Genomic DNA, 24,286 nt, shown 5'->3' on the forward strand with positions numbered 1-24,286 from the left:
GCGGCTGCTGCCGACGTTCGCACAGGTGTCGTCACCTGTCAAGGGAGTGACGATCTCCGGGTCTGCGGGGGCCACGGCGCCGTACGCCGAGTGTCACTGCCGGTAGACCGACTGGAACCGCCGGTACGCCTGGAGCCCCTCCGGGCCCGGTTCGCTCCCGAGGCCGCCGGCCTTCACGCCCCCGTACGGGGACGCGAGGTCCGGCACGTAGCCGTTGATCCCGACCGTGTCGCTGCGGATGCGCCGGGCGACGCGCTCCCCGTGCGTCGCGGGTGGCACGCGGCGCGCCCGGGCCCGCGGCATGCTCGAGGTCCAGGCGGTCGGCGTGCTGGACGATCCCCGCAAGGGCCGCATCACACTCGTCGAGTCACTCGCCGGCGGGCCGCTCACGGCCGCCGAACGCCGTCGCGGACTGCGCCGGCTCGCCTCACTCGTGGAGTCCCTGCTCCGCGAGGACCGGACCGCCCCCGGCGCCGACGTGACCGCGATGGCCCTGGCCGTGGTCGGCGGGGTCAACCAGATCCTGCTCAACTGGGTCGACGGCGACCTGGAGTTCACCCGGGAGGCCTTTGTCGGCCAGGCGGTCCGCTTCTTCGACGCCGTCGCCGCGTACGGCGCCGGTACGCCGCCCGCGCAGCGCTGACCGCCTGGATGCGCAGGGCTGCCGGGCTGCGGCGCGATGGCGGGCGGCGGCGGCCGTCGCGGGGCGCTGACGCCCTCGGCTACGGCGCCCCCGGCTACGGTGTCAGGACGATCCTGCCGAAGACCTCGCCCGCGTCCGTCTTCCGGTGCGCGAGCACGGCGGCGTCCAGCGGCAGCACCTCGTGCACCACCGTCTCGATCCCGCCGCGCGCGGCCGCGGCGAACTGCTCGCCGCGCACGGCCCGCAGGTCGGCCGGGGCGACGGTGGCCGTGCTGAAGGTGGCGAACGACAACGACTTCCGGAACGCCGCCATGATCGTCGCGCCGAAGTCCGCGGGCGGCTGGCCCGCGACAGCGCCCACGACCACCATGCGGCCGTTCGGGACGAGCCGGTCGAGGAACGACGGCATGCCCTCGCCGGCCACGACGTCGACGATGACGTCGTAGCCCGCCGGGGCGTCCTGACCGCCGGCGCCAGAGCGGTCCAGCACGTGCGTCGCGCCCAGACGCCGCAGCCGCTCGCCACGCGCGGCCGACGACGTCGTCACCGCCACCGCGGAGGCACCGCCGCGGGCCGCGAGCTGCACCGTCATGATCCCGATGCTGCCCGTCGCGCCCCGCACCAGCACCGTCTCCCCGGCGGCGAACCGGGCGTGGCGAAGCCCGAAGTGCGCCACCGCGCCGGCACTGCCGAGCGTCACCGCGTCGACGGCGGGCAGGCCCCCGGGCAGGGGAAGCACCTGCTCGACCGGCACGACGGCCTGTTCGACGTAGCCTCCGCCGGTGCCGGTGAAAGCCCACACCCGCCGCCCGGTCCACGAGGCGTCGACCCCGTCGCCGACCGCGGTGACGGTGCCCGCCACCTCACTGCCCGGTACGAAGCCCTCCGTGAAGCCGTACGCGGCCAGGGCCCCGCTCCGGATCACCGTGTCGACACCGCCGACGCCCACCGCCTCGGTGGCGATGAGCACCTGCCCGGCAGCGGGCACCGGTACCGGCAGGTCGACGACGGCCAGTCCCTCGGGACCGCCGAACTCCTTGATCACCACTGCCTTCATCGTCGTCTCCACGTTCCCGTTCCCGGACCGCTCCGCGCGGTCCCGTTCCGTACCCCGCCGGCGACCGCCGCCGGTGGGACCGGGGCGCTCGTGGCGGGCTCTGACGTCGTGGACGGTAACCGGACGCCCCCGTCCGCTTGGGTAAAGTGAGAGCGTGCCCGGTCGATTGCCCCAGAAGTTGCGTTCCGACGCCGCGGGCAACCGCGAACGCGTCCTCGAAGCGGCCCGCGCGCTGTTCTCGGCGGACGGCCTGGACGTGCCGATGCGGGAGATCGCCCGGCGCGCGGGGGTGGGGCCCGCCACGCTGTACCGCCGCTTCCCCACCAAGCAGGCGCTGATCGCCGAGGCCTTCGCGGACCAACTGCGGGCATGCCGCGCCATCGTCGACGAGGGGTGCGCGGACCCCGACCCGTGGCGCGGCCTGTGCCGGGTGATCGAGAGGATCTGTGAGCTGCACGCACGCGACCGGGGCTTCACCGAGGCCTTCCTGTCGGCCTTCCCCGGGGCGCCGGACCTCGCGGGCCGGGAGTACACGGTGAAGGCCGTCGCGGGACTGGCCGGGCGCGCCAAGGACGCCGGGCGGTTGCGCCCCGACTTCGTCCTGGACGACCTGATCCTCGTCCTCATGGCCAACAAGGGGATCCACGCCGCGTCGGCCGCCACCCAGGTCGCGGCTTCCCGGCGCTTCGCGGGGCTGGTCATCCAGGCGTTCGAGGCCCGTCCCCGGCCCGCACCGCTGCCACCACCGGCACGGCTGGCACCCGCGGCGCCGCCCGAGCGCTGACCGCGGGCGAGCGCTGCCCCGCACGGCGTGGCGCGCGGCGGAACCGCCCGGGAACGCCGGTGGGCGGGGCCGCTGTTCGCGGTCCCGCCCACCGGGTGGTTCGCCGGGGTGTCAGCGCAGGCCGAACGCCCGGGTGATGGTCTGCGAGACGGTGTTGCCCTCCGCGTCCCGGGCGGTGACCCGGAGCGTGGCGAAGCCCGCGGACTTCGGGGCGCGCAGGCCCGTGCGCCAGCCGTCACCGCTGCGGTCCAGGCCGGCCCGCTGCCACGTCTTCCCGTCGTCGTAGGAGACCTCGAGCGAGGGCTTCCCGATGGCGGCGGTCGTGCCGGGCAGGTGCGAGGCGGTCACCGTCAGCTCGGCGTGCCGGTCGGCGCGGCCGGTCTTGTCGGTGTCCACCCCGTAGTCGAGCTGGATCAGCGGCAGCGACACAGCCGCCTCGGGGCCGGTGGCGGCCGAGGCGAAGTTCCACTCGGTCAGGGTGTGCGTCGAGTACGGGTGGGTCCAGGCCGCGCGGTCGTTGTCGACGACCAGCCGGTAGGGCAGCCGCTCGGGGGCGAGTCCGGTGATCGGCAGGTACTCGGCGTTGCCCCAGTTGAGCTGCCGGTCGCCCTGGTAGAGCGACATCCAGTCCTTGACGTCGTAGTTGCCGTAGGCCTCGCCGACGTGGCCGGAGCCGGAGTCGCCCCAGCCGGGTGCGGGGATGTAGACGCCGTCGAGGTAGCGCACCGGCTGGTAGCCGATCGGGCCCATCCGGGGGCGCTGGATCGGCCCGAACCAGGAGACCTCGCCGGTCTTCCCGGCCGGGTAGCGCAGCACGTCCATCGCGTGCTGCCCCGTCTCGCCCGCGATGAACGCGTCGTCCAGCCAGCTGGCGTCGGCGGTGACCCAGTCGGTCCGGTCGCCCTGGGCGGGGGTGGTGAGCTGGTTGCCGACCACCCAGCCGCGCCAGACGTCGGGGCGGAACTCCATCGCCTTGCCCTGGCGGTGGTTGCGGAAGGAGACGTCCACCTTTCCGAGGTCGTGCCGGCTGACGCGCCAGGTCGGGTCCGCCGGCACGGCGCCGGACCAGTGGTGCACCACGTCGTAGAGGTAGTCGGTGGTGGGGTTCGAGGTGACCTTCAGCTTGACCGGTCCGCGCCCGAGCGCGCCGATCAGGTCGGCACCCTGGTCGGCGTCGAGGGTCGCCACCGTCAGCGGCGCCGGGCTCTCCGGGCTCCACGGGGACTCGTCCCACGGCTGGAGCCGGCCGACGCCGTCGTTGACGACGACGAGCACCTGCGCGCCCGCCGCCGCGGCGGCCTGCGCCTGGGCCTGGATCGAGGACGGGTCGTCGCCCCGCACCACGACGGCCTTTCCGCGTACGTGTGTACGGGCCGGCTCGGCGGTCGTGCCCTCACCGGCGTAGACCGCGGTGAGCGTCCGGGTACCGGCGGGCAGCGGCTTGGCTCCGCGCTTGATCAGCGGGTCGGCGTAGGTCTTGGTGGCCGTCCCGATGGTCAGCGCCGGCTGTTCCAGGCGGAAGCGGGCACCGAACTCGAACTCGCCGTCGGTGACCTTCTTGCCGGTCGGGAGCGCCCAGATGCTGTCGTAGGTCGCGTTGGGCAGCATGGACGACTCGACCAGGCTGTCGCCGAAGGACCGGTGGACGTCCAGGCGCGGTGCGACGGCGGTGGTCTGCTGCGGGGCGCGCGCCAGGATCTGGCGCATCTTGCGGCCGTCGAGGGTGACGGTGCGGTCCTGGTCCAACTGCACGTCGTTGAAGGCGAGGAGCGCCATGCCGAGCGAGTGCGGGCCGCCCGCGCCCCGGACGTCCGCGGTGAGCCAGCCGCTGTAGGTGCCGACGGGCAGTCGCGCGGTGCCGGTGCCCGACTCGTCGAGGTCGATCGTCGTGAAGAGGCCCTTGGCGGTGAGCATGACCCGGCCGGCCAGCGGCTTGCCCGACCGGTCCTTGGCGGTGACGGTCAGGCTCTGCCGCCGGCCCTCCTTGGCGGCGCCGATCAGGGTCTTGGCGCGGACCGTTCCGGTGCCGTCCGTGCCGGTGACCATGCCGCTGAGCGACTGGTCGAGCGGGAGCCGGTCCAGGTCGGCGCTCAGGGAGACCGAGGCCGTACCGTGGGCCGGGACGGTGACCTTGTCCTCGGAGAGCGTGAACAGACCTGCCGGGGCCTTCGAGTCGATCGCCAGGTTCAGGGCGACCGGTGCGTCGCCGGTGTTGGTGTAGGTGACCTTCTGGACGTCCGTCTCGCCCGGCGTCTGGGGCCAGGCGTGGAAGCCGGAGAAGGCGCTGACGGTCGCGAAGACCGAGGTGTGGACGGCGGCCGGTGCGTCCAGGCGGCCGGCACCCGCCTCGTACGGGGAGTACGCCGGGGTGGCCTTGGAGCTGCTGACCAGCGCCTCCTTCAACTGCGGGCCGGTCCAGTCCGGGTGGGCGGCGGCCAGCAGCGCGGCGGAGCCCGCCACGTGCGGGGTCGCCATCGAGGTGCCGCTCATCGTGGTGTAGTAGCCCGAGCCCCGCTTGTAGTGGGAGCGGGCCGCCAGGATGTCTACACCGGGCGCGGTGATCTCCGGCTTCAGGCCGGCGTCGCCGTCACGCGGGCCGGTGCTGGAGAAGTCGGCGAGGTGGTCCGCGGAGTCCACGGCGCCGACGGTCAGCGCGGAGTCCGCGGCACCGGGGCTGCCGATGGTGTGCGGTCCGCTGTTGCCCGCCGCGATGACGAACAGCGCGCCGGTCTCGCGGCTGAGCCGGTCGACCGCCTGGCTCATGGGGTCGGTGTGGTCACCGGAACCGCCCAGGCTCATGCTGATGATCCTGGCCTGCTGGTCGCGGGCGGCCCATTCCATGCCCGCGATGATCCAGGACTCCTGGCCGCTGCCCTCGCTGTTGAGCACCTTGCCGATGTCCAGGCGGACACCGGGGGCGACGCCCCGCTCCTTCCCGTCGGATGCGCTGCCGGTACCCGCGATCGTCGAGGCGACGTGGGTGCCGTGACCCTGGTAGTCCAGGGTGTCCGGCTCGTCGGGGATGAAGCTGGCGCTGTCGGCGATCCGGTCGACGAGGTCGGGGTGTTCGGCGTCGACCCCGGTGTCGAGCACCGCGACCTTGACGCCCTCGCCGGTGTTGCCCTCCGCCCAGACCTTGTCCGCGCCGATCTGGGCGGTCGAGTCGGCCAGGTCGGCCTGCACCTTGCCGTCGAGCCAGACCTTGGCGACACCGCCCGCGAAGGCCGGCTTCGCCGAACGGGCCTCCGCCGTACCGGCACCGCCGGTCAGCGCCGACCAGAACGCCGGCGCCTGCGCCCGGTTCTGGGCGAGTGAAGCGCCCTGGATGCTGTCCAGCCGGCGGACGTCGGTCGAACCCGCCATCTTCGGCCGGGTGCGGGACTTGGCGGCGGCGTCGGTGTAGCTCACGATGAGCGGCAGCCGGGACGAGTGCGCGTCGTCGTAACCGTCGGCGATCAGCCGCGTCACGTTGAACAGCTGCTCGTCCAGCTTCCCGGCGCTGACGTAGGGCAGGACGGCGTCGGGGTAGACGTACGTCGCCCCGTCGACGACCGCCCGGTGGAAACCGGTGGTCGTGCCGCCGGCGCCCTGGAAGGACCGGATGACGGTGCCGTCGGCGGCGGTGCCGATGGTCACCTTGTCGCCGGTGATGAGGGTGACGGTGTGCGTTCCGCCGGTGCCGGGTGGCCGTTGTGCGGCGCCGGCGGCGGGCCCGCGACCGGCGTGGTCCGCGGATACGGCGGCCGTGGCCGGTATGACCCCGAGTGCCAGGGCGGCGACCACGCCGAGCGCGATCGCCCCTGACCTGGGCCGGGGGATGTGAACCGTGGGCAAGGGAACTCCTCAAGCCATGTGAAGAGTGGACGGCCATTGATCATCGAGGCGGTCATGTCCCCGCTCAAGGGCTACGCGGCGTCGCTCTTGTGCCATGGCACAGTTGTGTCATCGCAGGTCCGCCCGAACGCCGTCGAGTGCCGTCGAGTGGCGACAAGACCCGCTATGACCGGGAGTTCGGGCACACGGGAAACACCGGTGCGGCCGGGACGCCCGGGCGGGCAGCATGGTCCGGTGCCGGATCTGCTGTGGGACGACGTCCGCGACTTCTTCGACCCCGAGCTGATGGGGTCCCTTCCGGACGTGTGCGTGCCCGGCACCACGGCCGGCGACTGGCAGGCGGTGTTCGACCTCGTCCGCTCACGCGGCTGGGCGTGGACGTACGAACAGGATGGTGCGGCCGGGCCGCTGCCACGGGCTTCTGATGTGCTGGCGCGTCAGAATGATGCAGGGACACCGACGTTGCACGTCTCGCCGGTCCCGGCTGTGACCGCGGTGTTCCGGATGTACTCGGCCGAGGAGGTCGACTTCGACGTGGACCTGCGCGAGTTGCGGGGCCAGCGGGGCGTGGACGTCCTGTGCGCCTTCCTCAGAGCCGTCGGCCGTCGGCTCGGCAAGGCGGTGCTCATGTCCGCCGAAGGGGACCACGGGCACCCGGTGCTGGGTTTCGACCCCGCGGTCGGCCGTGTGGTGCTCATGGCTGCCGCAACGTCAAACAAGCCCCTGCGCACCTGACATCGGGCCTCACCAGTCGCGGGCCGCCGCCATGAGCCGTTCGCGTACGGCGGTGACCGGCGCGCGGGCGGGGGCGCCCGCCCGCGCGACCAGGAAGCCGGTGTTGATCGGCGGGTCCTGCGGCGTCAGCAACTCCACCAGTGCGCCGGACGCCAGCTCCGCCTCGCACAGGTAGCGGGGGAGCACCGTCGCGCCCGCGCCGGCGACGACGGCGGCGAGCACGCCGCGCAGGTCCGGGACGACGACGGCCGGCCGGGCGCTCAGCCGGGTGCGGAAGACGTGGCGCCAGTACCGGCGCAGGATCGGCAGGTCCTCGGCGTACGCCACCAGCGGGACCCCGTGCAGCGGGCCGGGGTCGTCGCAGGTGAGCCGCCCGAGCCCGGCCGCCCACTCCGGCGACGTCACCAGCACGAACTCCTCGTCCATCAGCGGCACCGCGGCCAGGGACCGGCCGCGCGGCCGCACCGCCGACAGGACGAGGTCGAAGCGGCCGGCGTGCAGGCCCTCGAGCAGTTCCTCGGCCAGGCCGGTCGTGACGCGCAGCAGGACGCCGCGCGCCGCCAGCCGCGCGAGGACGGGGAGCGCCCGTACCGACACCATCTCCGCAGGGCCCGCCAGGTGCACCGGTTCCTGGGGCGTCTCCGGTCCCGGCCGGCCGCGGCCGGCGACCTCGGCCAGCGCGTCCAGCGGCCCGGCGATCTGCCCGGCCAGTTCGTCGGCCACGGAGGTGGCGGCCACACCGCGCGGAAGCCGCTCGAAGAGCTGCCGGCCGAGCTGCTGCTCCAGGGCGCGCACCTGCGCGGTCACCGTCGGCTGCGAGACGCCCAGCATCCGGGCGGCCGTGGTGAGCGACCGGGCCCGGTGGACCGCCAGGAACGTGCGCAGCAGCCCCAGGTCCAGGGGGCCGCCGGGGACGGCCGCACTGCCATCGGGATTCTGATGAGCCATGTCGACGATCCTATTGGCCCGCCGATGGACGGGCGACCTAGGGTCGGGCATGTTCCACCGCCGGCCGACCGGCGGTCACCAGGCCAGAAAGGTGAACGACATGGCCACGATCCTCATCACCGGCGCGTCCGACGGGCTCGGCCGCGCCCTGGCGGAGGACCTCGCCGCCGACGGCGGGCACACCCTGCTGCTGCACGGCCGCGACCCCGAGCGGCTCGCCGCGGTCGCCGCGGCCACCGGGGGCGAACCGCACCGGGCCGACTTCTCCTCGCTCGCCGAGGTCCGGCGCCTGGCCGCCGCCGTCGCCGCCCGGCACGACCGGCTGGACGTGCTCGTCAACAACGCCGGCGTCGGCTTCCATGCGGAGGGCACCCGGCGGCAGACCTCCGCCGACGGGCACGAACTGCGCCTCGCCGTCAACTACCTGGCACCGCTCGTGCTGACCCGGGAACTCCTGCCGCTGCTCCGCCGTGCGGCGCCCGCCCGCATCGTGAACGTCGCCTCCATAGGCCAGCAACCGCTCGACCTCGACGACCCCGAACTCACCAGGGAGTACACCGACGTCGCCGCCTACTGCCGCTCCAAGCTGGCGCTCATCTGCCACAGCCTCGACCTCGCCGGGGAACTCGCCGGCACCGGCGTCACCGTCAACAGCGTGCACCCGGCGAGCTACATGCCCACCACCATGTCCCGGCGGTCGGGCATGGACGTCGTCGACACCCTGGAGCAGGGCGTCGCGGCCACCCGGCGCCTGGTCGACGCGCCCGAGCTGGCAGCGGTCACCGGCCGGTACTTCGAGGGGGAGAAGGAGGCCCGGGCGGCTGCCGAGGCGTACGACCCGGAGTACCGCCGGCGTCTCGCCGAGGTGACCGCTTCGCTGCTCTGACCCGGGGCCCCGCGCCCCGCACGGGCAGCCCCGGGGAACCGGCTCAGCAGCCGCGTCCGCGCCGCGCAGGTGGTTTCGACCACCGTCCCACGGGCACGCGGCCGGTGAGAGGTCGTGGAGGTGCCGGGATGAGCGCCGCAGAGAAGACGAAGGCGAAGATGGAGCAGGTCGTCGGGAAGACCGTGCGGAAGGCGGCCCACGCGATGCACAAGGAGAAGCTCGCCGCGAAGGGCGCCGCTCTGGAGACGCGCGGGAAGATGCGGGGCGCGAAGGAGAGCACCAAGGACGTCTTCAAGCACTGACCCCGCCGGCTGCGCACCCTCGGGCGGCCGTCCGTGCCGGGGCCGTGACCAGGTCGTGCCGTCCGGCCTGGTGTGGGACGCTCGAAGTATGATTCCGGCGAACACGACGGGCGCCGGCGGCACCACCATGTACTACGGCGACCCGGACAGCGCCCACGACCTCCAGGTGTTCCTCGAACTGCGGGACCGCCCCAGCCACACCATGGCGGAGAACCTGCTCGGCACCATGCGGAGGACCGCCGACGAGGGCGGCACGGTCCTGAAGTTCCACTTCGCGGCGGAGATCGACGACACCGTGGGCGGCATCGGCTCCCAGCGCGGGCTGAGCGCCCTCGCCGCGGCGAGCGACACGGGGCAGCGGCAGTTCATGGACTACCTGGCGGTGCTCCTCGCCGAGCAGCCGTTCCCGCCCGTGAACGACCGCTACGCCGAGACGCCGGTGCTGCTCTCGCTGGCCAGCCGGGTCGAGGCCCTGAGGTCCGCCGACTTCGACCGCAAGGTCACGGACGGCACCTACCTGAGCTGGGCCGGGGACGCGGTCGGCGGGTTCCGCTCCTTCGGCGTCGTGGGGACGCCCGTCGTCCGGTACGACGACGAGGTCGTTCCCGTGGTGTCGTTCGAGGGCGGCTCGGCGATCACCGCGCAGGAGTTCCTGGACCGTCTCCCGCGCTGAGCGCGGCCGCCAGGAAACGCTCCCGGTCGACCACCGCACGGTCGATCTCCCCCGTCGCGACGAGCCGGCCCGCGCCGTCCACGGCCCGTACGCGGAAGGTGAGGCGGCCGCCGGCGGGGGAGGGGGGAGGGTCCGCGGAGACGTCGACCTTGCCGCCGACCGGCGTGGCGCGGACGTGCTCGACGCGCAGCGCCGTCCCCACCGTCGTCTGGCCCGCCGTGGTGAAGGGTGCCGCCGCGTGCACCGTCTCCGCCTCCATCCAGGCGATCAACTGCGGCGTGGACAGTACGGGTACGTCTCCGCTGCCCACCGTCGTCGCGGTGTCGGCCTCGGTCACTACGTGGCGCATGCCACCACGCTAGCGCGCCCTCCCGTCGCCGGTAGACGATCCGCGCCGCCGGGGCGGCGGCCACGTGCCGCAGCGGGCCGGGGCGAGGAGAGAGGTGAACAGCCTCTCCCGGATGCCGTCCGCAGCCCGACGATCCGAAGGAAACGCCTGGAAGGGCGGCCAGTCGGAACCCGGAGGCGGGGCGGGGGAGACCCGGTTGCCGTGACGCATGTGCAGAGGCCAGTGTTCGTCGATGACCGTGACGGCCTGCTTGCACGCCTCGCAGGCAGTCGGCCACTCGGACATCCACAGGTACGCCGAGGCGCGGAGGCCCTCATGGGACAGCCCGCACAGCGTCGCACCGTAACCGTCGGCGGAGCGTGCGTGTGCCGAGTCGTACGCGTGGGCGACGTCCGCTGGGAGCTGAGGGGATTCCGCCCGCTCCCACGGTGTGTCGCCGTACTGCGGCAGTGAGACCTCGCGCGGGTCGTGGCCGAATTCGGTCCGTGCGTAGCACCGGGGACACAGCCGTCGTTCCTTCACCGCCGGGTCCCGCATCGACGGTTCTCCCACCGGCATGCTTCGCATCTCATGGCCACAGACATCGCAGGTCACACCGCATTGTGCCGCGGGGCCGCTCTGCAGGACCCGGAGGTGACCGCCTAGCGCCGCGAGGATCCCGAGGACGCCTCGGAGTCCAGCCAGTCGGCGAGCACCGCGGCCTCACTGTGGTCGGCGTCCTTGGTGGCGGTGAGCAAGGTGACCTTGCCGTCACCGGCGAGGTCGCGCAGGTGCTCGACGGCCGGCCGGTGATCGGCGTCCTCCAGCTCGGCGAGGTACCGGTCGCGGAACTCGGGGAAGCGCTCGGTGTCGTGGTGGTACCAGCGGCGCAGGTCCGCCGACGGCGCCACGTCGCGGAGCCATGCGTCCAGGTGGGCCCGTTCCTTGCTGACACCCCGGGGCCACAGCCGGTCGACGAGCACGCGCTTGCCCTCCTGCGGCGAGGCGTCCTCGTAGATCCGCCGGTAGCCGAACCGTCCCGCCATGGCCTTCGCCGCCTTCCCGGTGCCGCCGTACCCCCCCGCGATCTTCACTCTACCGGCGGTGCGCCGCCGCGGCCCGGCTCAGCCGGCCTGGTCCAGTTGCTGCTCCGACCAGATGATCTTCCCCCGTGCGGTGGGCCGGCTGCCCCAGCGGGTGGACAGCTGCGCCACCAGGAAGAGGCCGCGCCCGCCCTCGTCGAAGGTGCGTGCCCGGCGCAGGTGGGGGGCCGCGTTGCTGCCGTCGGTGACCTCGCAGATGAGGGAGCGGTCCTTGACGAGCCGCAGGCGGATGGGGGCGCGGCCGTGCCGCAGGGCGTTGGTGACCAGTTCGCTGACGATGAGCTCGGTGGCGAAGGCCCGGTCCTCCAGTCCCCAGTCGGCGAGCTTCGCGTTCACCTCGTCGCGCACCCCCGCGACGGCGGCGGGCTCGGCCGGCACGTCCCAGTGCGCGACGTCGGCGGCGTCCAGTGCGCGCGGGCGTGCGACGAGGAGCGCGGCGTCGTCACTGCCGCCCTCGGGGAGCAGGGTGTCCATGATGTCCTGGCAGACCGCGGTGATCGAGGACGTCGCCGCGGCCAGGGACGCCCGGAGCCTGGCGATCCCCTCGTCGATGTCCCGCTGCCGTGACTTGACCAGTCCGTCGGTGAACAGGACGAGCATGCAGTCCTCGGGCAGGGTGATCTCGACCGACTCGAACGGGAGCCCGCCCAGCCCCAGCGGCGGTCCCTCGGGGAGTTCCACCCGGTTGCTGGTGCCGTCCGCCAGCACCAGCAGGGGTTCCACGTGGGCGGCCCGGGCCATCCGGCACCGGCGCGAGACGGGGTCGTACACCGCGTAGAGGACCGAGGCCCCGACCTCCGGATCGGGGGCGTCGGCCGCTCTCTCCTGGTCCAGCCGGTTCACGATGTCGTCGAGCCCGGTGAGCAACTCCTCAGGGGGGAGGTCGACGTCGGCGAGGGTACGGACGACCGAGCGCAGACGGCCCATCGTCGCGGCCGCCCGCACCCCGTGTCCCACGACGTCGCCCATGACCAGGGCGACGCGGGCGCCGGACAGCGGGATCACGTCGAACCAGTCCCCGCCCACCCCCGCGGCGAGGTCGGCGGGACGGTAGCCGTAGGCGGCGTCGACCGCGTTCTGGACGGGCGGCTCCCGGGGCAGCAGGCTCTGCTGCAGCGTCAGGGCCGTACTGTGCTCGCGCTGGAAGTTGCGGGCGTTGTCGATCGACATGGCCGTCGTGGCGGCGAGTTCCTCGGCGAGCAGCAGGTCGTCGGCGTCGAACCCGGGCCCGCGGCGCAGGAACGTCACCACGCCGAGGGTGCTGCCCCGGGCGGTCAGCGGGGCGCAGATGGCTCCGCCGCGGGCGTTCCGGTCGAAGCCGCCCTCCAGCTCGGCCCAGATCGCGGCCTCGTGCGGCAGGTCGACCCGTACGGCCCGGCGCTCGGACAGGGCGCGGCCGGGCAGCGACCGCCGGTCCACGACGTGCCAGCCGGGGGTGTCGCCGGGCCCGTCGCAAGGGAGGCGGTCCAGCCGGGGGAGTGGCCACTCACGGCCGCTCGCGGCCGCGAGCCGGACCTCCACCGGGTCGCGGGAGGTCGTGCCGCCCCCGAGTGCCTGGGGCAGCAGGTGCACCATGGCGACATCGGCGAGGTCGGGCACCGCGAGGTCGGTGAGCTCATGGGCCGTGCTGCCGACGTCGAGGGAGAGCCCGATGCTCCGGCGGGCGTCGTTGAGCAGGATCAGCCGCCGGCGGGCCCAGTACTCCGCGGAGTTGTCCCGCGCCATCGAGCACAGTGCCACCACCGTGCCGCTCTCGTCCTGGAGGGGGTCCACGTGGATGGCCCATTGGCGGGGCCGCTTCTCCGCGGGCACCTGCTCGTGGGTGACGACGTACTGCGTGGTGCCGGTGTCACGGGCGCGGCGCAGCGCCTCCTCGACGGCGAAGTGCTGGCTGTCGGGGGTGAGGATCTCGGTGAGCCGGCGCCCGCGCATGGCGTCGACCTCGGCGTCGAACAGCCGGACCGTGCGCTCGTTGGCCCACAGCAGGCGCAGGCCGGGGGACCACACGACGATCGCCGCGGACGACTGGGACCAGGCGCGCTCCAGCATGGCGACGGTGCGGTCGGCCTCGTCGTCGCCGTCCTCGCCCGCCGAGGGGCCGGGCGGCCCGCTGACGAACCACACGGTGGAACGGCCGTCCGCGGACGCCGGCCGGATCATGACGTCCGCCTCGACCCGTCGCCCGTCCTTGTCCCGGAGCATCGTCCGGTCCGCCCAGCGGCGGGCGGCCAGGCCCGCCGCCAGGGTCCGGCGCGCGTCGGTGTCGACGAGGTCCAGCGCGGGCCGGCCGATCACCTCGTCGCGGCGGTAGCCGAGGATGCTCTCGGCTCCCGCGCTCCATCCGTCGACGCGGCCCGCCGGGTCGACGGAGATGACCGCGCCCTGGTGCGCCGCCGGTCCTCCGTGTGCGTCCCCCGGTTCCGCTGCGTGCATGTCGGGATCGTCTCGTCCATGGCCGTGTGTGGGGGCGGCTCGCCTCCCCAGGGGGAAACTGCCGCGTAGTGCGGCAGATTCCCCCGATCGCCGAGCCCTACACGGCGGGCGCGGTGACCGGGGGTGCGGACGGGGCGGCCGTGGCGTGGACCGTGCCGGACCGTCGTGACCGGAACGTCGTGCCCGGCCGGCGGCCGTGGCGGCCGGGATCAGGCCCGGCCGGCGGCGGTGCGGGTGTCGCCGTGGGCCTGCTCGATGCGCCGGGCGGCGTCCTCCGCGGTGCTGCCGGTGAGCAGCATGACGATGGCGGTCTTGGCGTGGCCGCCCGCGGCGTCCAGGGCTTCGGCCGCGGTGTCGGGGTCGGCGCCGGTGGCCTGGACGACCATGCGCCGTGCCCGGTCGACGAGCTTCTTGTTGGTGGCCCGCACGTCCACCATGAGGTTCCCGTAGACCTTGCCGAGGCGGACCATCGACGCGGTGGAGAGCATGTTGCAGACCATCTTCTCGGCGGTGCCGCCCTTGAGCCGGGTGGAGCCGGTGAGGATCTCCGGGCCGGTGGGCACCTCGATCGGGATGTCGGCGTAGCGGCTGACGAGGGCGTCGCTGTTGCAGGCCACCGAGACGGTCACGGCACCGCGCTTCGCGGCGTGCTGGAGGCCGCCGATGACGTACGGGGTACGGCCGCTCGCGGCGAGGCCGACGACGGTGTCCCGCTCGCCGATGCCGATCTCGTCGAGGTCGGCGACGGCCCGGGCGGGCTCGTCCTCGGCGCCCTCGACCGCGACGATGAAGGCGCCGGGGCCACCGGAGAGCAGGCCCACGACCTGCTCCGGCGCGGTGCCGAAGGTCGGCGGGCACTCGACGGCGTCGAGCAGGCCGATGCGGCCGCTGGTGCCGGCGCCGAGGTAGACCAGCCGGCCGCCGCGGCGCAGGGACTCGGTGATCGCCTCGACGGCGGTGCCGATCTCGGGGAGGGCCTCGCGGACGGCGAGGGCGACGGTCTGGTCCTCGGCGTTCATCACGGTCAGGAGCTCGGAGACCGGCATGCGGTCCAGTTCGGCGGTCCGCTCGTTGCGGGTCTCGGTGCCGAGTGTGCTGAGGTCCACGGCGCGGTCGTCCTTTCGGTGGTGCTGGTGGTGCGGGGGTGTGGTGCGGGGCCGGCGGTCAGTCTTCGGCCGGGGTGCGGCGCTGGGTCTGCGGGCGCCTGCGGCGTTGCACGGCCCCGTAGGTCTTCTGCAGCGCCGCGGTCGTGGCGTCGTAGGAGCGCTGGGCGACGCCGACGAACAGGCAGTCGATCACGGCGAGCTGGGCGATCCGGCTGACGGTGGCGCCGGAGCGGAAGGGGGTCTCGCGGGCACAGGTGGCGAGCACCAGGTCGGCGCTGTCGGCCAGGGTGGAGCCCGGGACGTTGGTCAGGGCGATGGTGGTGGCGCCGCGTTCCGCGGCGGCCTGCAGGGGCTCGACGGTGTCCTCGGTCTCCCCGGAGTGGGAGATCGCCAGGGCCACGTCGCCGGGGCCGAGGAGGGCGGTGGCGGTCAGGGCCGCGTGTCGGTCCGTCCAGATGAACGCCATGTGCCCGATGCGGTGCAGCTTCTGGTGCAGGTCCTGGCCGACGAAGGCGCTGGCGCCGATGCCGAAGATGTCCACGCGCCGGGCGCCCGCGACGGCGTCGACGGCCCGGCCGAGCGCCTCGACGTCCAGCGCGGCCCCGGAGTCCTCCAGGGCGCGGACCTCGTTGTAGACGATCTTGTGGACGATCTGTTCGAGGGTGTCGGTGGCGCTGATGTCGGTGCCCGGGGTCGGGCGCTCGCCGCCGAGGGCGTGCTCGCGGGCGGCGGCCGCGGCCAGCGCGAGCCGCAGCTGCGGGTAGTTGCCCAGCTTCATCGTCCGGCAGAAGCGCATCACGGTGGCGACCGAGGTGCTGGCCCGCTCGGCGAGGGCGCTGATGGACAGCTCCGCCGCCTGGGCCGGATCGGCCAGGACGGCCTCCGCCACCCGCCGCTCGGAGGGCGCCAGGCCGGGCATGGCCGCGCGGACCCGGGCCAGGATGTCGCCGCCGGAGGCGGTCTCCTGTGCCGGCGGCGCGGAGGCGGGGGTCGGGTCCTGGGAGGCCATGGATGGGTTCCCTCCTGAGTGGGTGGCGTCAGCGTAACCACGCCCCGTCGGCTGCGTCAAAAATTTACGTGATGCATTTCGTGAAGTTACTTATTGACATACGGAGGTCTGCCTTCCGATACTCGCTGCACCGCGATCCGCGCCGGTCACCGCCGACCGTGACCACCCGAGGTGCCGGATCCCGTACGACACGAGGGCGTGCCGCATGACAGCAGCAGTGGCTGTGGACCTGGGGAAGACGGGCTGCCGTGCCGTGCTCGTCGGCACGGACGGCACCGCCGGCCCCGTCCACGAGGTCCCGGGGGCACCCGGGCTCGCTGCCGAGGGCGGTGTCGAGGCCGCACGTGCCGCGGTGCGCGCCGCCGTCCTGCCGCTGATCGAGGGGCACGCCCCCGGCCGGCTCGCCGCCGTCTGCGTCGGCGCCGCCGGAGCGGCCGCGGCCCCCGAGGCCGCCCGCACCCTGGCAGGACTGCTGCTGCGGGACCTGCCCGCCGACGAGGTCGCCGTCACCAGCGACGCCGTCACCGCCCACGCGGGCGCCCTCGGCGGTCGTACGGGCGTGGTGCTGGCCATCGGCACCGGCTCGGTCGCCATCGGCATCGGCGAGGACGGCTCGTACGCCCGCGTCGACGGCTGGGGCCCCTGGCTCGGCGACGAGGGCAGCGGCGCGTGGATCGGGGTGACCGGCCTGCGGGCCGCACTGCGCGCCCACGACGGCCGCGGCCAGGCCACCGCCCTGCTGGCCGCCGCCACCCGGCGCTTCGGCGACCCGGACAGCCTGCCCGCGGCACTCGCCGCCGGCGGCAACCCCGCCCGCACCGCGGCCTCCTTCGCCCCGGACGTGGCCGAGGCGGCCGCCGCCGGAGACCCCGTCGCCGGCGTGATCGTCCGGGACGCCGCCGCCGCACTCGGCGAGGCCGTCCTCGCCGCCGCCGCCCGGATCAATGGCGAGGTCCTGCCCGTCACCGTCACCGGCGGGCTGACCGGCCTCGGTGAGCCGCTCATGGCGCCGCTGCGCGCGGCGCTCGAGGCCTCCCCGCGACCGCTGGACCCGCGGCCCCCGCTCGGGGACCCGCTGGACGGCGCGCGCCTGCTGGCACGGGACGCCACCGTGCCGCACGAACCCCACGTCGTCCGAGTCCGCCGGACGACGTCACCCACTGTCCCCACCGCGCCGGTGATCCCGCCGGCTGTTGTTTAGGAGCGAGCGTGCGTCAACTCGACCTCGTCGTGATCGTCGTCTATCTGGTCGCGATCGCCTGGATCGGACTGCGACTGGCCGGACGGCAGAAGACGGCGAAGGACTACTTCGTCGGCGAAGGGCACATGCCCTGGTGGACCGTCTCCTTCTCCGTGGTGGCCACCGAGACCAGCGTGCTGACCGTCATCAGCGTGCCCGGCGGTGCCTACAGCGGGCAGGGCTTCGGCAACGTCGAACTCGCCCTCGGCTACGTCATCGGCCGCGTGGTCGTCGCCACCGTGCTGATCCCCCTGTACAAGCGCGGCGGATTCGTCAGCGCCTACCAGTACCTGGGCAACAGATTCGGGTTGAAGCTGCAAGGGCTCGCCTCGGTGACCTTCGTCTTCACCCGCCTCCTCGCCGAGGGCGTCCGCCTGTTCGCCTCCGCGATCCCGATCAAGCTGCTGCTCGACGAGTTCGGCGTGAACGCGAGCTACCGCGTGATCATCATCGTCCTCACGCTGATCACCGTCGTCTACACCTACCTCGGTGGCATCAAGGCGGTCATCTGGACCGACGCCATCCAGATGGGCCTCTACCTCGGCGGCGCCATCCTCGCCATCGCCGTGCTCTCCGGCCACGTCGGCACCAGCGGCTTCTCCGACGCCCTGCACTCGGGCCACTTCAAGCTGTTCGACACCAACTTCGACCTCGCGCACATCCTCACCAGCCCGTTCGCCCTGCCGACCGCGATCATCGGCGGCGCCATCTTCGCGATGGCCAGCCACGGTTCCGACCAGCTGATCGTCCAGCGCGTCCTGGCCACCCGCTCCCTGCGCGACGGCCAGAAGGCCATGATCGCCTCCGGTGTCTTCGTCACCCTGCAGTTCGCCGCCTTCTCGCTCGTCGGCGCGCTGCTGTGGTCGTACAACAAGGGCAAGAGCTTCGCCGACCTGGGCCTGCACAGCTCCGACAACCTCTACCCGAACTTCATCCTGCACGGGCTGCCCGTGGTGATCTCCGGCCTGCTCGTGGCCGGCATCCTCGGCGCCGCGATGGGCTCCTTGTCCTCCGCGCTGAACTCCATGTCCAACTCGACCGTCGCCGACATCATCCACAGCTTCTTCCGCAGCACCCCCTCGGAGGAGTCGCTGCTCAAGCTCGCCCGGGTGATGACGCTGGTGTGGGCCGTGCTCATGGCGATCTTCGCCTGCGCCTTCAGCACCAGCACCGGCAACGTGTACATCACCGGACTGACCATCGCGGGCTACACCTACGGCGCGCTGCTCGGCGCCTTCCTGCTCGGCCGGATCGTCAGGCGCGCCAACGAGGTCGACGCGGTCGTCGCGTTCCTGGTCACGGTCGGCGTGATGACCTACATCGTGCGCTCGGTGAAGATCGACGTCACCGTGGCGGGCGCGACGGTGCCGACCGCCATCGCCGCCCAGTGGCTGGTGCCGATCGGCGTGGTGATCACCCTGGTCATCGGCGGTGTGATGAGCCTGTTCCACAAGGCCCCCGAGGTCCGCGAGGTGCACGAGGTCGAGCTGACCGACGGCGGACCGGAGTCCGGCTCCGGACCGGGTCGCGTCGCTGCGGGCGCCGGCGCCTGATGAGGACTCCCGGGGTGGGGGCCGCCGACGGGCGGCCCCCACCCCGGGGCACCACACGACCGCCCCGCACACAAGAGTTGGGAGAAGCCATGCGCGTGATCGGCCTGATGTCGGGCACCTCGTACGACGCCATCGAGGCGGCCGCCGCCGACCTCACCCTGGACGGCGAGACCCTGCACATGCGGCCGCTCGGCCACCTGTCCGTCGCCTACGAGGACGACCTGCGGGACCTCATCGGCGCGACACTGCCGCCCGCGACGACGACCACCCAGGACGTGTGCGCCCTGGACACCGGCATCGGCCGGGCCTTCGCGGGCGCCGCGGCACGCGCCCTCGACGAGCTGTGCGGCGCCGCCGCCGACCTCGTCGTCTCCCACGGCCAGACGATGCACCACTGGGTCGAGGACGGCACCGTCCGCGGCACCCTCCAACTCGGCCAGCCGGCCTGGATCGCCGAGGCCACCGGACTGCCGGTGGTGTCCGACCTGCGCAGCAGGGACGTGGCGGCCGGCGGCCAGGGCGCCCCGCTGGTCGGGATGACCGACACCCTCCTGCTGCGCGGACTGCCCGGGGTGCCGGCCGCCCTCAACCTCGGCGGCATCGCCAACATCACCGTCGTCGCCCCCGGCGCCGAACCGCTGGCCTTCGACACCGGCCCCGCCAACGCCCTGCTGGACGCGGCCGTACGCCACTTCACCGACGGCGCCGCCGCCTACGACGAGGACGGCCGCCGCGCGGCCGCCGGCCGCACCAGCCCCGACCTGCTCGAGGTCCTCCTCGACGACCCCTACTACCGCAGGCCCGCGCCGAAGAGCACCGGCAAGGAACTCTTCCACCTGCCCTACCTGCAGCGGGCGCTGGCCGCCGTGCCCACGCCCGGCACCGACGACGTCCTCGCCACCCTGACCAGGCTCACCGCCGTCACCGTCGCCGACGCCTGCCGGGCGCAGGGGGTCACCAGCCTCGTCGTCTCCGGCGGCGGTGCCCGCAACCCCGTCCTGATGCGCATGATCGGCGAGGAACTGCCCGGCGTGACGCTGCGTCCCAGCGACGAGCTGGGCCTGCCCTCCGACGCCAAGGAGGCCCTCGCCTTCGCCGTGCTCGGCTTCCTCACCGTCAACGGCCTGCCCGGCACCCTCACCTCGGGCACCGGCGCCCGCCGCGCCACGGTGCTGGGGAGCATCACCCCCGGCCTGGCCCCGCTGCGCCTGCCCGAACCCGCAGCACAGCCGCCCCGCCTGCTGCGGATCACCGGCCCCGTCCGCTGACCGCCGCGTGCCCCCGCGTCGTACCGTCGTCACCCGAGGAACCATGAGCACCCCCTCCGCCACCCCCGCCGGCACGTCCCGCACCGCCGACCCCGGCCCGGCCGCGTGGGCGGCCGACTGTGTCGCCGACCCCTCCCGGGTCTCCACCGACGTGCCCCGCAGGGTCGCGGCCGCCCACGACGCCTCCCCGTACCTCTTCACACCGCAGGCCGTGGTGCGCGCCGCCTCCGCCACCGAGGTCGGCGCGCTCATGGCCGGCGCGCACCGGGCCGGGATGCCGCTGACGCTGCGCTCCGGCGGCACGAGCCTGGCGGGACAGGCCGGCGGCGACGGCGTCCTGGTGGACGTCCGCACGCACTGGCGCTCCGCCGAAGTCCTCGACGACGGCCTGCGCATCCGCCTGCAGCCGGGACTCACGGTGCGCCAGGCCAACGCCCGGCTCGCCCGCCACGGTCGCCGCCTCGGCCCCGACCCGGCCAGCGAGAGCGCCTGCACCATCGGCGGGCTGGTCGCCAACAACTCCAGCGGCATGAACTGCGGCACCCAGGACAACGCCTACCGCACCATGGAGTCGCTGCAGTTCGTGCTCCCCTCGGGAAGCGTCGTCGACACCGCAGCCCCCGACGCGGACGCGGCGCTGCGCGCCCACGAGCCCGACCTGCACGCCGGGCTGCTCCGGCTGCGCGACCGGGTCCGCGGCTCCGCCGCCTCACGCGCCACCATCGAGCGGCTGTTCGCGATGAAGAACACCATGGGCTACGGGCTCAACTCGTTCCTCGACCACACCGACCCCGCCGACATCCTCGCCCACCTGATGATCGGCAGCGAGGGCACCCTCGGCTTCGTCGCGGAGGCCGTCTTCCGTACCGTCCCCCTGCTGCCGCACACCGCCACCGGCCTCCTGATCATGCCGGGCCTGGCCGAGGCGACCGACGCCCTGCCCGCGCTGCTGGCCGCCGGCGCCCGCACCGCCGAACTCCTCGACGCCGCCTCACTGCGCGTCGCCCAGCAGGCCGCCGACCCCGTCGAGGAACTGCGCGGGCTGCGGGTGGAGCGCCACGCCGCCCTGCTGGTGGAGTTCGCCGAGGACAGCGCCGAGGCGCTGGACGCCAGGGTGGCCGCCGCCCGCCCCGTCCTGGACCGGCTGCCCGCCGTCACCGGCTCCGCGCTCACCCGCGACGCCGCGGTGCGCGGCCGCCTCTGGCACCTGCGCAAGGGCCTCTACACGGCCGTCGCCGGGGCACGTCCCGCCGGGACGACCGCGCTCCTGGAGGACATCGCGGTGCCCATGGAGCGGCTGACCGGCACCTGCGAGGGCCTGATCGGCCTGTTCGACCGGTACGGCTACCAGGACGCCGTCATCTTCGGCCACGCCCGCGACGGCAACCTGCACTTCATGCTCACCCAGGACTTCGACACCCCCGCCGAGACCGAGCGCTACGCCCGCTTCACCGACGCCATGGTCGACCTCGTCCTGGACGCCGGCGGCACCCTGAAGGCCGAACACGGCACCGGCCGTGCCATGGCCCCCTTCGTCCACCGCCAGTACGGCGACGAACTCTACGACGTCATGCGCGAGTTGAAGCGGCTCTGCGACCCCCACGACGTCCTCAGCCCGGGCGTCCTGCTGACCGACGACCCGGCCGCGCACCTGCGGGACCTCAAGAGCGTCCCCCCGGTCGACCCCGCCGTCGACGCCTGCGTGGAATGCGGCTACTGCGAGCCCGTCTGCCCGACCGCCGACGTCACGACCACGCCCCGGCAGCGCATCGCCCTGCAGCGCGAGATCGCGCTGGCCACCGCCGCCGGCGACGAGGAACGCCGCCGCGCCCTGGAGGCGGACTACGCCTACGCGGCCGTCGACAGCTGTGCGGCCGACAGCCTGTGCGTCACCGCCTGCCCCGTCACCATCGACACCGGCGCCGTCATGAAGCGCCTGCGCGCGCAGCGCCACAGCCCCACCGCCCAGCGCCTCGGCAACACCACCGCCCGGCACTGGGGGAGCGCCGTCACCTCGGTGCGCGCCGCCCTCAACACCGCCCACGTCCTGCCCACCCCGGTCGCCCGCGCCGCGACCGGCGCGGCCCGCAGACTCGGGGCGACGGAACTGGTGCCCACCTGGTCCGGCGACATCCCGCGCGGCGGCCCGGCCCGCCCGGCGCCACGGCAGCCCGAAGGCGCGCGGGCGGTGTTCTTCGCCGCCTGCATCGGCAGCGTCTTCGCCCCCGAAGGGGACTCCGGCGGCGCGGCGGCGGCCTTCCTGCGGCTGTGCGAACGCGCCGGCGTCCAGGTCACCGTCCCGGACGGGCTGACCGGGCTGTGCTGCGGCACACCCTGGCAGTCCAAGGGCTACACCGACGGGCACCGCACCATGGCCGGCCGGACCCTGGAGGTCCTGTGGGAGGCCAGCGACGGCGGGCGGCTGCCGGTCGTGTGCGACGCCTCCTCCTGCACCCACGGGCTCGAGCAACTGGCCGACGCCCTCCCGGAGTCCGAGCGTGCCCGCTACTCGGCCCTGCGGTTCGTCGACAGCGTCGCCTTCACCGCGGAGCACCTGCTGCCCGCGCTGCCCGCCCCGCGCCGCATGGGCAGCATGGCGCTGCACCCCACGTGCTCCACCGTCCACCTGGGCATCGACGCGGCCCTCCGCCAGGTGGCGGCCGCGGTGAGCGAACAGGTCACCGTCCCCGACAACTGGGGCTGCTGCGCCTTCGCCGGGGACCGCGGCCTGCTCCACCCGGAGGTCACCGGGTCCGCGACGGCCGCCCAGGCGGCGGAGATCACCGCCGGCGCGTTCGACGCGTACGCCTCCTGCAACCGCACCTGCGAGATGGGCATGACCCGCGCCACCGGCCGCCCCTACCGGCACGTCCTGGAGCTGCTGGACGAGGCGACCGCCTGACGCGGCGGACGGGTCAGTGCCCGCCGGGTCCCGGCAGGTACGACCCGTCCGCGGTGCGCCCGACCACCTCGGCGTATGCCTTCCCCGCGCTGTCGACGCCGCCGTTGACGGTGCCCGCACGGTCCGGATACGTCTCTACGCCCTGTGGATCAGCCTGCACCTCGGCGTCGCCCTGGGCGGGGCGTACCTGAGCGTGTGGATCGTCGTGGCGCGTTGAGCGGCGGCGCGTCACGTCGTCCCTTCCTCGTCGGCGTCGGCCGCGTGCGACGCGTCCCAGTCGGGGAGGTCCGCGTTCACCCAGCCCGCGTTGAGCACCAGGCGGGAGGTCCGGTGGAGCGTCAGGAAGCCGATCGGCCCGAGGAACTCGACCTCCACGCACTTCGCCGCGTAGGGGGGCGGCATGCCCGCCCCCGCGGCGCCGAACGCCGTGACCGCGGCGGAGCGGTAGCCCTGCGCGCCGAAGGAGGCCGCCACCGTCTGCGCGGCGGCGCCCACCGCCAGCGGCTCGCCGCTGATCCCGGGGAAGTGGCCGCGCGAGCCGTCCTTGGCGGAAGCCAGCCCGAACAGCCCCGCGTGATCCAGCAGATCGTGATGCGCCGTCACCTCGAAGGGCGCCGTGGCGACCGACAGGAACGGCCTGCGGTTGGGTCCCCGCACCCGGGACACCAGGACCCCGGGGCCGGGCTCCCCGTACGGAAGCCGGTCACCGGGGACGGCCGGGTACGCGCGCCGCAGCGCGCCCAGGCCCGCCGCCAGCACCTCGCCGCCGGGCACGCCCGCCTCGCCGCGCAGCAGATGGACGTCGATCCCGCCACTGCCCAGCACCTTCAGCACCGTCACCCGGCCGCAGGGCGCGTCCAGCACCTCGGTGCGGTCCAGCAACGCGGTGGTCCGGTACAGCACACCGCCGTGGTCCTCGAACGGCCGCAGCCAGTCCGTCCTGACGGTCAGCGCCCCGGCCAGCACCAGCTCGGTGCCCTCGTCGAAGGGGATCGGCATCCGGGGGACCAGGCCGCCGGAACGCTTGTCGGCCCAGGCGTCCAGCGCCGCGCGGTCGGCGGCGACGTCACCGCTCAGCACCCCGTGCGCGGCCGGCGGCAACGCGACGGCCCACCCCGGCTCCAGCGGTAGCGCCGCGCTGCTCCACAGTCCGATCGCGGAGGCCACGCCCGGCAGTTCGCCGAGGCGGGCCAGCAGCCGCCCCGCCGCCTCGGCCGCCTCAGCGGCTCCGACGCCCGTCGCCCTCTCGAGTTCGTCCCGGGCCGCGCCGTCCGCCCCCGCCGCCAGCAGGGCCAGCAGCGGCCACACCCCCGCGGCGGAGAACACCGTCTCCTCGCCCTGCCGCAGTACCCTGCCCGCCCACCCCTCGGTCAGCGCGTTGACCGCGCGGACCGTCGTCGCGTCTCCCATGCCCGTGATCCTGGCAGCGCGGTCCCCGCGCGCCAACCGGGTTTCCCGGAAGCTCAGACGAGGCTCAAGCGG

Annotated in this window: 21 protein-coding genes; 11 read left to right on the forward strand and 10 right to left on the reverse strand. The window is 74.0% G+C overall.

Annotation, left to right across the window (positions count from 1 at the left end):
• Positions 1-93 precede the first annotated feature (93 nt).
• Positions 94-279: an aldehyde dehydrogenase family protein gene (locus ACZ7MY_RS31650; protein WP_499606719.1), complete on the reverse strand. Its 186-nt coding sequence runs from the start codon at positions 277-279 to the stop codon at positions 94-96.
• Between the two features lie 22 nt (positions 280-301).
• On the opposite strand from ACZ7MY_RS31650, the gene ACZ7MY_RS31655 reads away from it, so the two are divergent.
• Positions 302-643 carry a hypothetical protein gene (locus tag ACZ7MY_RS31655; protein ID WP_499606720.1) on the forward strand — a complete coding sequence of 114 codons (342 nt, stop codon included), beginning with the start codon at positions 302-304 and terminating at the stop codon, positions 641-643.
• A gap of 94 nt (positions 644-737) precedes the next feature.
• Here ACZ7MY_RS31655 and ACZ7MY_RS31660 read toward each other — a convergent pair whose 3' ends face one another.
• On the reverse strand, positions 738-1,700 hold the full coding sequence (locus ACZ7MY_RS31660) for a zinc-binding dehydrogenase (RefSeq protein WP_499606721.1): 963 nt from the start codon (positions 1,698-1,700) through the stop codon (positions 738-740).
• A gap of 154 nt (positions 1,701-1,854) precedes the next feature.
• Between ACZ7MY_RS31660 and ACZ7MY_RS31665 the strand changes: the two genes are divergently transcribed.
• On the forward strand, positions 1,855-2,484 hold the full coding sequence (locus tag ACZ7MY_RS31665) for a TetR/AcrR family transcriptional regulator (protein ID WP_499606722.1): 630 nt from the start codon (positions 1,855-1,857) through the stop codon (positions 2,482-2,484).
• 111 nt (positions 2,485-2,595) lie between these two features.
• Here the strand turns inward: ACZ7MY_RS31665 and ACZ7MY_RS31670 are convergent, their stop codons facing one another.
• Positions 2,596-6,318, reverse strand: a complete 3,723-nt coding sequence (locus ACZ7MY_RS31670; RefSeq protein ID WP_499606723.1) for a S8 family serine peptidase — start codon at positions 6,316-6,318, stop codon at positions 2,596-2,598.
• 234 nt (positions 6,319-6,552) lie between these two features.
• On the opposite strand from ACZ7MY_RS31670, the gene ACZ7MY_RS31675 reads away from it, so the two are divergent.
• Positions 6,553-7,053: a hypothetical protein gene (locus ACZ7MY_RS31675; protein ID WP_499606724.1), complete on the forward strand. Its 501-nt coding sequence runs from the start codon at positions 6,553-6,555 to the stop codon at positions 7,051-7,053.
• A gap of 9 nt (positions 7,054-7,062) precedes the next feature.
• On the opposite strand, the gene ACZ7MY_RS31680 is transcribed toward ACZ7MY_RS31675, so the two are convergent.
• Positions 7,063-8,001, reverse strand: a complete 939-nt coding sequence (locus ACZ7MY_RS31680; RefSeq protein WP_499606725.1) for a LysR family transcriptional regulator — start codon at positions 7,999-8,001, stop codon at positions 7,063-7,065.
• Between the two features lie 100 nt (positions 8,002-8,101).
• Between ACZ7MY_RS31680 and ACZ7MY_RS31685 the strand changes: the two genes are divergently transcribed.
• From ACZ7MY_RS31685 to ACZ7MY_RS31695, 3 genes are all read left to right on the forward strand, one after another.
• The gene (locus ACZ7MY_RS31685; RefSeq protein WP_499606726.1) at positions 8,102-8,887 is read left to right on the forward strand and encodes an SDR family NAD(P)-dependent oxidoreductase; all 786 of its coding nucleotides are present in this window, start codon (positions 8,102-8,104) and stop codon (positions 8,885-8,887) included.
• 128 nt (positions 8,888-9,015) lie between these two features.
• Complete coding sequence (locus ACZ7MY_RS31690; RefSeq protein WP_499606727.1) at positions 9,016-9,189, forward strand: hypothetical protein; 174 nt, start codon at positions 9,016-9,018, stop codon at positions 9,187-9,189.
• Between the two features lie 88 nt (positions 9,190-9,277).
• Positions 9,278-9,862, forward strand: coding sequence for a thioredoxin domain-containing protein (locus ACZ7MY_RS31695; protein ID WP_499606728.1), 585 nt, complete (start codon positions 9,278-9,280; stop codon positions 9,860-9,862).
• Here ACZ7MY_RS31695 and ACZ7MY_RS31700 read toward each other — a convergent pair.
• The 5 genes from ACZ7MY_RS31700 to ACZ7MY_RS31720 form a co-directional block, all read right to left on the reverse strand.
• Positions 9,825-10,211 carry a thioesterase family protein gene (locus ACZ7MY_RS31700; protein WP_499606729.1) on the reverse strand — a complete coding sequence of 129 codons (387 nt, stop codon included), beginning with the start codon at positions 10,209-10,211 and terminating at the stop codon, positions 9,825-9,827. The two genes, ACZ7MY_RS31695 and ACZ7MY_RS31700, sit on opposite strands and share 38 nt — an antisense overlap.
• Positions 10,212-10,852: 641 nt before the next feature.
• Positions 10,853-11,236: a DUF488 domain-containing protein gene (locus ACZ7MY_RS31705; RefSeq protein ID WP_499606839.1), complete on the reverse strand. Its 384-nt coding sequence runs from the start codon at positions 11,234-11,236 to the stop codon at positions 10,853-10,855.
• 78 nt (positions 11,237-11,314) lie between these two features.
• Complete coding sequence (locus ACZ7MY_RS31710) at positions 11,315-13,726, reverse strand: ATP-binding SpoIIE family protein phosphatase (RefSeq protein ID WP_499606730.1); 2,412 nt, start codon at positions 13,724-13,726, stop codon at positions 11,315-11,317.
• Between the two features lie 209 nt (positions 13,727-13,935).
• Positions 13,936-14,832, reverse strand: coding sequence for an N-acetylmuramic acid 6-phosphate etherase (murQ, locus tag ACZ7MY_RS31715; RefSeq protein ID WP_499606731.1), 897 nt, complete (start codon positions 14,830-14,832; stop codon positions 13,936-13,938).
• Between the two features lie 58 nt (positions 14,833-14,890).
• On the reverse strand, positions 14,891-15,841 hold the full coding sequence (locus ACZ7MY_RS31720; RefSeq protein WP_499606732.1) for a MurR/RpiR family transcriptional regulator: 951 nt from the start codon (positions 15,839-15,841) through the stop codon (positions 14,891-14,893).
• A gap of 205 nt (positions 15,842-16,046) precedes the next feature.
• Here ACZ7MY_RS31720 and ACZ7MY_RS31725 point away from each other — a divergent pair, with 205 nt between their 5' ends.
• From ACZ7MY_RS31725 to ACZ7MY_RS31745, 5 genes are all read left to right on the forward strand, one after another.
• On the forward strand, positions 16,047-17,042 hold the full coding sequence (locus ACZ7MY_RS31725; RefSeq protein WP_499606733.1) for an N-acetylglucosamine kinase: 996 nt from the start codon (positions 16,047-16,049) through the stop codon (positions 17,040-17,042).
• An 8-nt stretch (positions 17,043-17,050) separates the two neighbouring features.
• The gene (locus tag ACZ7MY_RS31730; protein WP_499606734.1) at positions 17,051-18,634 is read left to right on the forward strand and encodes a sodium:solute symporter; all 1,584 of its coding nucleotides are present in this window, start codon (positions 17,051-17,053) and stop codon (positions 18,632-18,634) included.
• 89 nt (positions 18,635-18,723) lie between these two features.
• On the forward strand, positions 18,724-19,902 hold the full coding sequence (locus ACZ7MY_RS31735) for an anhydro-N-acetylmuramic acid kinase (RefSeq protein WP_499606735.1): 1,179 nt from the start codon (positions 18,724-18,726) through the stop codon (positions 19,900-19,902).
• Between the two features lie 43 nt (positions 19,903-19,945).
• Positions 19,946-22,804, forward strand: coding sequence for an FAD-binding and (Fe-S)-binding domain-containing protein (locus ACZ7MY_RS31740; protein ID WP_499606736.1), 2,859 nt, complete (start codon positions 19,946-19,948; stop codon positions 22,802-22,804).
• Between the two features lie 16 nt (positions 22,805-22,820).
• Positions 22,821-23,021: a hypothetical protein gene (locus ACZ7MY_RS31745; protein ID WP_499606737.1), complete on the forward strand. Its 201-nt coding sequence runs from the start codon at positions 22,821-22,823 to the stop codon at positions 23,019-23,021.
• An 11-nt stretch (positions 23,022-23,032) separates the two neighbouring features.
• Here ACZ7MY_RS31745 and ACZ7MY_RS31750 read toward each other — a convergent pair whose 3' ends face one another.
• The gene (locus ACZ7MY_RS31750; protein ID WP_499606738.1) at positions 23,033-24,214 is read right to left on the reverse strand and encodes a serpin family protein; all 1,182 of its coding nucleotides are present in this window, start codon (positions 24,212-24,214) and stop codon (positions 23,033-23,035) included.
• Positions 24,215-24,286: the final 72 nt, after the last annotated feature.

This window comes from Streptomyces sp. NPDC111520 (genome assembly GCF_055635295.1).